Below are 7,869 nucleotides of genomic sequence, written 5' to 3'. Positions count from 1 at the left end.
CCAGAAAGCTGTGAACCAAGCACAGTAACAGTCAGATTACATCCTTCTGGACGTTGGCATATCTCAATAAGATTTGATGACCCAACGATTAAGCCTTTACCAGTAACAGATAAAGCCATTGGAATTGACTTAGGAATTAGTAGCCTCGTGATTACCAGCGATGGCGATAAAGTGTCTAATCCTAAGCATTTTAAGAAACATTATCGGAGACTGCGAAAGGCCCAAAAAAGCCTTTCTAGAAAACAGAAAGGGTCAAAAAATCGGGAAAAAGCTAGAATCAAAGTAGCCAATATTCACGCTCAAATCACCGATAGCAGAAAAGACCACTTACATAAGCTAACCACTCAATTAGTTCGTGAAAACCAAACGATTGTGGTTGAGAATTTAGCCGTCAAGAATCTGGTCAAAAACCCGAAATTATCTCAGGCAATATCTGATGTTAGTTGGGGAGAAATCACTCGACAATTAGCCTATAAATGCCGTTGGTATGGAAGAAACTACATCGAAATAGATAGATGGTTTCCTAGCTCTAAAAGGTGTAGTAATTGCGGGTATATTGCTGAGAAAATGCCGTTAAATATTCGAGAATGGGACTGTCCAGACTGTGGGACTCACCATGACCGAGATATTAACGCCAGTAAAAACATTTTGGCCGCAGGGCTTGCGGTGTCAGTCTGTAGAGCGACCATAAGACCAGAACAGAGTAAATCTGTTAAGGCAGGTGCGGAACCCCGCAAGGGAAAGAAGCAGAAACCTAAATCGTGAGGTTTGGGAATCACAGTCCGTTTACGGCGGTGAGGATGTCAAAGATACTATCGCGACTTACGGCATAGTCGGATAAAAGTGCGCTGCCTCGATCGTGACTACTTGCCCAATCCCGAAAAGCTTGCGCTCGTTCCGTCGGTGTTGCCGTCTCGTAAAAAGGTGTTTTTGGCTCTATCAGTTGTTTTAGCATTGTCTCCAAGAGAATTTCTACCTTTTCTGGTGATTGGTGACTAATTCTTGCCAAAATCTCGGCAATTGCCTTTAAATCTTGCTGATGGGCTTTTTTAAAGTCTAGCAGCATTTCCGATCCCTCCCCATCTAGCGATCGCTGAGAAAAAGGAGTAATTTCCATAGATATTGCTCTCCTTGAAAACCGCTAAAACTTGATTCTGCCATAAAAACTTTTTTTAGAATAGATTGGGATCGACACCGATCGCGCCTTCACCGTCCGCATCTTGCAGGTTAGCACCGTCTAGCCGAGCATTAGTGAGATTGGCCTTCTCTAAGTCAGCTTTTTGCAGATTGGCGTTGGTTAAGTTTGCCCCTTGCAGGTTGGCTTTTTCTAAATCTGCACCTAAGAGATTGGCCCCGCTTAAATCGGCTCCCGCTAGGAGAGTTTTGCCGAGGTCGGCTCCCTGGAGATTAGTCCCTTTGAGGTTAGCACCCTGTAGGTTAGTTCTTTCTAGATCCGCTTGACTGAGGTTTGCTCCTTCTAGATTGGCCGAGGACAAGTTTAAATCTTTGAGGCTAATTCCGTTAAAGTCACAACCGACACAGGCGTTAGTTTCCTGTAGTTTTTGCAGATTATCCCCAGCGGCAGCCGGCTGGACCAGAGTAGTTTTTGCCGGTGCGCCGCCAGTGATGGTAACGGCTCTAGCGATGGCAGGATGGAAGCAAGAAAAAACTGTGATTAGCAATAGACAGAAGGCTGTCAGTAGCGATCGAGTGACGGCGCGTGCAATCGGTTTCATCGTTTTTGATCTCCTTGAGTGATCTTTTTGAGTCTCTGTTCTTACTCTAGGCAATGGCTTTAATAAAAACAAATATTCTTTGTTTTCAAATCCATAAATTCCCTTTATGCAAAGCTGGGAAACCCCCTCGCCGTTCCATCACTTTTATTTATTAAAACGACAATTAAGAATATTTGCTTTTATGTTTATCCCCTACCTAAGATGATAGTGTCTGGCCAAAATCCTAGGGAAGGAGAGTGTTGTCAGCAATCTCACCCTCGATCGCAAGCTCAAGAACTTGACCTTAAATTTATACCGACAAAAAAATAGTCAAGAATCCTAGCAGGAAATACCAAGACCCATCTACAACGTCATAAAAGTAAAAATATAATTATATGTCCCCTCAAATTCTCGATATAGCCGAAAATCTCTCTCTAACCACTTGCGGCACTATTCTCACCCTGGCAGTCTTAGAAACCATTCTATCGGCCGATAATGCCGTCGCCTTGGCCGCTTTGGTGCGAGAACTTCCCGACCCCAGACAACAACGCCAAGCTTTAAACTGGGGATTAGCTGGGGCATTTGTATTAAGAGTTGCCATGTTAGTGAGTGCCAGTTGGACAGTTAAATTCTGGCAGGTGGAGGTACTGGGTGCTATTTATCTGCTCTGGTTAGCAGGTAAGCATTTTTGCCAGAAATTTTTAGATATAGACATAGAAGACCAAAATTTTGCCCCTAATCTCGCCATAGAATCTTTTGGCCGTGTTATTGTTCTGATTGCTTTTACAGATATGGCTTTTTCCCTCGATAGTGTGACAACAGCGATCGCCTTAGCAGATCAATTCTGGATTCTCCTGACTGGTGGTATTTTGGGAATGTTAGCCCTACGATTTTTAACCGGTTTATTTGTTAAGTGGTTAGCTGAGTTTGTTTACCTACAAGATGCGGCCTATCTGACGGTTTTAGCGGTAGGGGGAAGATTGTTGTTAAAAGCTTGCCAACCAACCTATTTACCGCCAGAGTGGATGGTATTAATGATGGTGGCGGTCTCCTTAAGTTGGGGCTTTTCTAAGCGTGTTGTGGTGGAATAGTTCTAGCAGCAAGGGATTTTCTCAATTTTTTAGGAGCGTGTCAATCGTTATACTCCGGGAGGATGGGCGACTGTGACATAATTTGGGACTAGGTACGGTAAGAGTCGCTAGTGAACCCCGTTAGCCTTGGAGACTTCCATGCTAGACACCATTTCCACCCTATCCCCAAAACTAACAGCGATCGAAACCACGGGAAATCCTCTCCCGAAAGTTGCTACTTGTTCCTCTACCTGTCGTTACTGTCGGTTTTATAAGTTTCAGGGGAGAGGAAATGGCTATTGTCAACGCTTGGGAGTCCCTGTCCACAGTCATTGGCGCGCCTGTCCTTTGATTTGTCCACCTTTTGCCCCTTCTTGGGAAAGGTCGGAAAATGGGCAATTCTAAGTAGTTATCTGGATTTTACTACCTGTATCGAGCAATTTTCTCCCCATCCCGCTCCCTGCGAGGATGGGGTTTTAATCGAAACCGATGCTTTCCACTCCACCGCTATCGGGACTGGTGGCGACAAAATAGAGAATTCCTGACCCGAGACAAGCGATCGCTATACTAAAGCAGATCATCCAGACTTGAGCAGGTTCGTAGCTATTACTATCGATCGCTCGCCGGATGAGAAAATATCGGCGCGTGGCGATGACAACGGTTAATAATCCCACCATAGCGAAGACAAAACCCAACAACCAACCTAGTCCTAGAGATGACGAAGATACTGTTCGTAAACGCAAAATGACCAGACCAAAACCCATCAAAGCGATGGAAGCACGCATCCAAGACAGATAGGTGCGTTCGTTGGCCGAATGATCTCGCCAGTAATCAGGGTTAAATTTCTGCTTTGTCTTTCGGGATTTAAACAGCATAGAGGAGTTCCCCGCAGTGAACTTCAATAAAATCAAGTATTCTTTCTTCTGCTTTTAATAAATTGTTTTTATCATCTAGTTTTTCGCTTATCTTTAACCAATTCAAGGGACTTAAGCAGATTATCATCCATAAATAGGGGGAGTTTACCGTCCCATCTTTCGATCGCTTTGTTCTGTAAAACTTCTGGACTTAAGGAATCTTGGAGAATGCGATGAGCTTCCGCCTCTCCTTTAGCCAGATTGATTTTCACTTCCGATTCTTTCAAGGCTTTCAGCACCATAAAACCGGCTTTTTTAGCTTCCTGTTCGGCAATTTGTTTGGCTTCCACCGCCTCGGTAAAGCGATCGGAAAAGTTGACATGAACCAAAGAAACATCATCGACACCGATATGATAATTTTTCAGTCTTTCGGTTAAACGAATATCTACTTCTCCTTTGACTTCTTCCCGTTTAGTAATTAATTCTTCGGCGGTATATTTAGCCATAACTTCCTTGAGAATTTCTTCCACTGCTGGATCGATCACTCGTTCAATGACAGCCGCTTCATCGCCAATTTGTTGAAAAATATTATTAACTTCTGATGCTAAAATATGCCAATTCAGGGCCACATCTGTAAATACTTCCTGTAGGTCTTTGGAGGAAGCTTCGGCCGCTATCTGTTGTTTTTGGATTCTCACACTTAGTTTTTTTACCGTGTTAACAACGGGAATAATCCCGTGAATACCCTCATTAAGTATTCTCTCCTGTACCTGTCCAAAGACCATTAAAACCCCTCTTTCTCCCGCATTAACAATCACGAAAGGATTAAAAATAATCGCCAAAATTAATAACAAAAAAAAGATATTACTTGGTCTAGCTAAAAGACGAATTTTGAGCATTTTAATTGAGAATAGAGATGGTTAATAGGATAGGTTTACAAATAAAAGGGCTGATTTTATCTTCGTCATCAGTGACATTTTTATCTAGAAAAATTTCAGCAACTAGAAAATGAAGATTTAGTCTCGTTATTTATTTCCCTTCTGGCTGGCAAAATATCGGGAAATACTTGTCTATTTATAGTTATCATAGTCGCCGATTAAATGTTTTAGGAATCATGAATTTAAACGAGCATCTCGTTAGGTTTAGTCAGAAATTTGGTCAAAAAGGCATTTATTTATCCAAGAAAGGAATCGGGGTTATCCAGAAGCAATTATAACAAAATTTCCTTTGGACTAAATGGTACATTCTCATTTCACCAGTCTAGCCGGTCTTTTCTTTTGTAAGTAGGTAGGTGTTAAAAATTGTCAGATGCCCCCCTTATTAAGGGGGGATCAAGGGGGGATTAAGGAGATTAGAACCACTTACTTAGCAATTACCTTAACACAATCTAATTGCGGCATAAAAGATATTTTGTATAAAGGATATCTCGATAAATTGACTCGCAAAAATGACTATGGTAGAACCCTAAATACAGTAAACGGATAAGCCTACTGTACCCATTCCATTCCCTAACGAGGTCATTTATCGATGAGTCATCTTTTCACGCAGTCGCGCCACCTCGCCGCTCTTTTCAAAATCGCCGCCACGACCACCGGAGTGGCCTTGGCTGTAACGACCGGAACATCCGCGCGTGCGGCGGGTTTTCTCCCCTTTTCCTTTCAAACCAACGTTACGGCCAGTCCGGTAACTGGAAATCCTAATCTTCTCAACGATCCCACTAAAGATGTCCGTCTCGATTCAGTGGTTTTCAACGGTTTAACGGTCAGTCAGTTCGATCTGGTCAATGGGGGTCGGGTTATCCGCAACGATACCGCCGACGTTACTGTGGGGGGAGTCACATATACTAACGGAATTCTCCACACGGGTTACGGACCGAACACGACTAGCGATCCCCTGGTCGGGGAGGGTCCAGCGAAACCGAACCCCACCGACGCGGATATCGCCGCTAGTTTGGGCAATTTAAACCTGAATAGTCTCCTCGTAACCCGTGAGAATGCCGATACTGCGATTATCGAGGTTTCTTTCGCCCGACCGGTGAATACGTTCTTTTTCTGGGAACGGGGGGGAACGGCGGGGGGAGCCGTTGCGGGGGATAGCGATTTACTGGTGGAAGCGCTCGCAGACGATGGAACGACGGTTTTAGCCAGCTATAAAATTTTACGCGCGAACTACACGAAAGCGGACTATAACATCAGCACAATCGTTCCTCCTGTCCTCAACAACGGCCCGTTCAATATTGGTTCGATCGGGATTAGGCTCGACGGTATCCGCGCGCGAACCCTGCGCTTAACTAGCGAGCGCAATAACGATCCCCAACGTTTGAACGGAGTCGGCGATAACGGGCCAGATTTCAAAGTAATCGCCGCCAACGTAAAGGTTCCCGAACCGAGTGTCGTGTTCGCAACTCTACTCGCAGGAAGTCTTGGAATCTTTGTGAAACGAGGCAAGGCCTGATCGTTCTACTCCCAGTAGGGAGTGAATGCTTTTAATGCTGTTAAAATGCCATCAACCAGCAAATTTCATTGATGAAAAATACTGATAAATAGGGCAAAAACCTCTATTTATCCAGTATTCAGGAGATAATCACCCTTTTTCCTTGATCGCACAGATCGAGGAATTTACCCTTTATTTTCCTCCCCGATCGCCTATGTCTGACCGTTACCGTTTCGAGACGCTGCAAGTACACGCCGGCCAGGAACCTGCCCCCGGAACTAACGCCCGCGCCGTTCCCATCTATCAAACCACCTCCTACGTTTTCAACGATGCCGACCACGGGGCGCGACTGTTTGCCTTGGAAGAGTTCGGTAACATCTACACCAGGATCATGAACCCGACCACCGATGTCTTCGAGAAGCGGATCGCCGCTTTAGAAGGAGGTGCGGCAGCCCTGGCCACCTCTAGCGGTCAGGCGGCGCAATTTCTAGCGATCGCTAATATCGCAGCTGCGGGGGATAATATCGTTTCCACTAGCTACCTCTACGGCGGAACCTATAATCAGTTCAAAGTTTCCTTACCACGTTTAGGAATAAATGTCAAGTTCGTCGATGGCGATGAGGCCGAAGCTTTTCGAGCGGCGATCGATGATCGCACTAAAGCCTTATACGTCGAGACGATCGGCAATCCCCGATTTAATATTCCCGATTTTGCCGCCCTGGCCCATATCGCCCACGAGAACGGTATCCCTCTCATCGTCGATAATACCTTCGGTTGCGGCGGCTATCTCTGTCGCCCGATCGAACAAGGGGCCGATATCGTGGTGCAATCGGCCACCAAATGGATCGGCGGTCACGGCACTTCCATCGGCGGAGTAATCGTCGATTCGGGGAAATTCGACTGGGGAAACGGCAAATTTCCCCAGTTTACCGAACCCGCACCAGGTTATCACGGGTTGAATTTCTATGAGGTATTCGGACCGTCCGGCCCTTTCGGCAATATCGCCTTTATTATCCGGGCGCGGGTGGAGGGATTGCGGGATTTTGGACCAGCCTTGAGTCCGTTTAACGCATTTTTACTGCTACAGGGATTGGAAACCCTCTCCCTACGGGTCGATCGTCATGTATCCAACGCCTTGGCCCTGGCGAACTGGCTCAAAGAACAGCCACAGGTGCAATGGGTGGACTATCCCGGATTACCAGAACATCCTTACCACGAACGGGCGAAGAAGTACCTAAAACACGGCTTCGGCGGGGTTTTAGCCTTCGGGATTCGGGGCGGTTTCGAGGCCGGGCGGAATTTTATCAACCGGGTGAAACTGGCCAGTCATCTCGCCAATGTGGGCGACGCGAAAACCCTGGTTATCCATCCCGCCTCGACGACTCACCAGCAGTTAAACGAGGAAGAACAGCGATCGGCGGGAGTAACGCCCGAATTAATCCGCGTTTCCGTGGGTTTGGAACATATTGACGATATTATCGAGGATTTCCAGCAAACTTTCCAGAGTTTATAACCCACCACCCCGCCCATGGATCGCCTAGACTTTATCTCCCCAGAAACCCGTTTCTATTCCCCACCGCATCCTTTTGTTCTCGAATCGGGGGCGGTTCTCGAAAGGGTGCGGATTGCCTATCGAACCTGGGGAATTTTGAATAACTGAACTTCCCCCATACATATATACCATAATAGCCGAAAACCCTTATCCATCAATGGATATAGCCCTTAACTTTTCTTAATGTACCCATGTAATTTGTAACATTTCTTAATGGACAAGAATTCTCTCCATTTGCTAGAATG

General features: G+C 45.7%; 10 protein-coding genes. 6 read left to right on the top strand and 4 right to left on the bottom strand.

Annotation, left to right across the window (positions count from 1 at the left end; translation table 11 throughout):
- Positions 1-765: RNA-guided endonuclease InsQ/TnpB family protein (locus tag O9324_RS15530; RefSeq protein ID WP_288140645.1), on the top strand; the 765-nt coding region annotated here is incomplete at its 5' end.
- A gap of 10 nt (positions 766-775) precedes the next feature.
- Here the strand turns inward: O9324_RS15530 and O9324_RS15525 are convergent.
- Positions 776-1,117: a hypothetical protein gene (locus O9324_RS15525; protein ID WP_002787121.1), complete on the bottom strand. Its 342-nt coding sequence runs from the start codon at positions 1,115-1,117 to the stop codon at positions 776-778.
- Between the two features lie 55 nt (positions 1,118-1,172).
- A complete protein-coding gene (locus O9324_RS15520; protein WP_002767336.1) occupies positions 1,173-1,736 on the bottom strand; it encodes a pentapeptide repeat-containing protein in 564 nt (187 codons plus the stop codon).
- A gap of 374 nt (positions 1,737-2,110) precedes the next feature.
- On the opposite strand from O9324_RS15520, the gene O9324_RS15515 reads away from it, so the two are divergent.
- On the top strand, positions 2,111-2,806 hold the full coding sequence (locus O9324_RS15515; RefSeq protein ID WP_288140644.1) for a TerC family protein: 696 nt from the start codon (positions 2,111-2,113) through the stop codon (positions 2,804-2,806).
- Between the two features lie 138 nt (positions 2,807-2,944).
- Positions 2,945-3,190 carry a hypothetical protein gene (locus tag O9324_RS15510; protein ID WP_002767334.1) on the top strand — a complete coding sequence of 82 codons (246 nt, stop codon included), beginning with the start codon at positions 2,945-2,947 and terminating at the stop codon, positions 3,188-3,190.
- Positions 3,191-3,261: 71 nt separating this feature from the next.
- Here O9324_RS15510 and O9324_RS15505 read toward each other — a convergent pair whose 3' ends face one another.
- Both O9324_RS15505 and O9324_RS15500 read right to left on the bottom strand, forming a co-directional pair.
- On the bottom strand, positions 3,262-3,660 hold the full coding sequence (locus O9324_RS15505; protein ID WP_002767331.1) for a YidH family protein: 399 nt from the start codon (positions 3,658-3,660) through the stop codon (positions 3,262-3,264).
- Between the two features lie 71 nt (positions 3,661-3,731).
- Positions 3,732-4,538 carry a prohibitin family protein gene (locus O9324_RS15500; RefSeq protein WP_288140643.1) on the bottom strand — a complete coding sequence of 269 codons (807 nt, stop codon included), beginning with the start codon at positions 4,536-4,538 and terminating at the stop codon, positions 3,732-3,734.
- A gap of 628 nt (positions 4,539-5,166) precedes the next feature.
- Here O9324_RS15500 and O9324_RS15495 point away from each other — a divergent pair.
- The 3 genes from O9324_RS15495 (at position 5,167) to O9324_RS15485 (ending at position 7,732) form a co-directional block, all read left to right on the top strand.
- Positions 5,167-6,093, top strand: a complete 927-nt coding sequence (locus tag O9324_RS15495) for an exosortase-dependent surface protein XDP2 (RefSeq protein ID WP_288140642.1) — start codon at positions 5,167-5,169, stop codon at positions 6,091-6,093.
- 193 nt (positions 6,094-6,286) lie between these two features.
- Positions 6,287-7,585, top strand: a complete 1,299-nt coding sequence (locus O9324_RS15490) for an O-acetylhomoserine aminocarboxypropyltransferase/cysteine synthase family protein (RefSeq protein ID WP_002767323.1) — start codon at positions 6,287-6,289, stop codon at positions 7,583-7,585.
- 15 nt (positions 7,586-7,600) lie between these two features.
- Positions 7,601-7,732 carry a hypothetical protein gene (locus O9324_RS15485; RefSeq protein WP_288140641.1) on the top strand — a complete coding sequence of 44 codons (132 nt, stop codon included), beginning with the start codon at positions 7,601-7,603 and terminating at the stop codon, positions 7,730-7,732.
- Positions 7,733-7,869 lie beyond the last annotated feature (137 nt).

The sequence above is a fragment of the Microcystis sp. LE19-84.1B genome (assembly GCF_027531875.1).
Taxonomy (GTDB): Bacteria; Cyanobacteriota; Cyanobacteriia; order Cyanobacteriales; family Microcystaceae; genus Microcystis; species Microcystis panniformis.
Note: the sequence above shows the minus strand (reverse complement) of the source record. Positions and strands in the feature narration are given on the sequence as shown.